Origin of the sequence: Streptomyces sp. NPDC059456 (genome assembly GCF_042750055.1) — a bacterium.
GTDB lineage: Bacteria > Actinomycetota > Actinomycetes > Streptomycetales > Streptomycetaceae > Streptomyces.
On record NZ_JBHYVA010000309.1, the window covers coordinates 7,996 to 9,346 of the forward strand.

1 protein-coding gene is annotated in these 1,351 nt (G+C 70.2%); it reads left to right on the plus strand.

Annotated features, from left to right (window positions below):
- The first annotated feature begins 203 nt into the window (after window positions 1–203).
- On the plus strand, window positions 204–1,289 hold the full coding sequence (locus tag ACFXA3_RS24560; protein WP_054223572.1) for a branched-chain amino acid aminotransferase: 1,086 nt from the start codon (window positions 204–206) through the stop codon (window positions 1,287–1,289).
- The last annotated feature ends 62 nt before the right edge of the window (window positions 1,290–1,351 follow it).

Genomic DNA, 1,351 nt, shown 5'->3' on the forward strand with positions numbered 1-1,351 from the left:
GGGTCGCTTGACCAACGCACCCGGCGGCTTTTCCTGTGCGGCCCCGGGTGCCACCATCTCCCCTGGGCCGCACTCACCCCGCTTCACCGAACGCATCTTGCGAGCGATAATCGAACGCGAGACCGCGGAATGCGGGGAAGCTCAACGTCCTGGTACGCCGTGAGCGCGGTCCGCCCTACAAAACCGGTGAAGGACAAGCACTCATGACGACGCCCACGATCGAGCTCAAGCCCTCCTCGAACCCGCTGTCCGACGCGGAGCGCGAGGCGATCCTGGCCAGCCCCGGCTTCGGCCGCCACTTCACCGACCACATGGTGACGATCAAGTGGACCGAGGGCCGCGGCTGGCACGACGCCGAGCTGGTCCCGTACGCGCCGCTGTCGATCGACCCGGCGAACATGACCCTGCACTACGCGCAGACGATCTTCGAGGGCCTCAAGGCCTACCGCCAGCCCGACGGCACCGTCGCGACGTTCCGGCCGCAGGCCAACGCCGAGCGCTTCCAGGCCTCCGCCCGCCGCATGGCGATGCCCGAGCTGCCGGCCGACCTCTTCATCGAGGCCTGTGACGCGCTCATCAAGCAGGACAGCGCCTGGGTGCCCTCCTCCGGCGAGGCCTCCCTGTACCTGCGGCCGTTCATGTTCGCGTCCGAGGTCGGCCTGGGCGTCCGCCCGGCCAACGAGTTCCTGTTCATGGTCATCGCCTCGCCCGCCGGCGCGTACTTCCCCGGCGGCGTCAAGCCCGTCTCCGTCTGGCTCTCCGAGGAGTACGTGCGCGCCGTCAAGGGCGGTACGGGTGCCGCCAAGACCGGCGGCAACTACGCGGCCTCCCTCGTGGCCCAGGCCGAGGCTGCCTCGCACGGCTGCGACCAGGTGGTCTGGCTCGACGCCGTCGAGCACCGCTGGATCGAGGAGATGGGCGGCATGAACCTGTACTTCGTGTACGGCGACCGCATCGTCACCCCGGAGCTGACCGGCTCGCTCCTGCCGGGCATCACCCGCGACTCCCTCCTCACCATCGCCCGCGACCTCGGCTACACCGCCGAGGAGGGACGCATCTCCACCGAGGACTGGAAGCGCGACAACGAGAACGGCACCCTGACCGAGGTGTTCGCCTGCGGCACCGCCGCCGTCATCACCCCGGTCGGCTCGGTCAAGTCCGAGCGCGCCAACTGGACCCAGGGCAGCGGCGAGCCCGGCGAGGTCACCATGAAGCTCCGCAAGGCGCTGCTGGACCTCCAGACCGGCCACACCGCCGACACCCACGGCTGGATGCACCCGCTCGGCTAGGTCTGCCGCGCGCCCGCCGCGAAGAACACGAGGAAGAGGTCCCGGCCGGTCGGCCGGGGCCT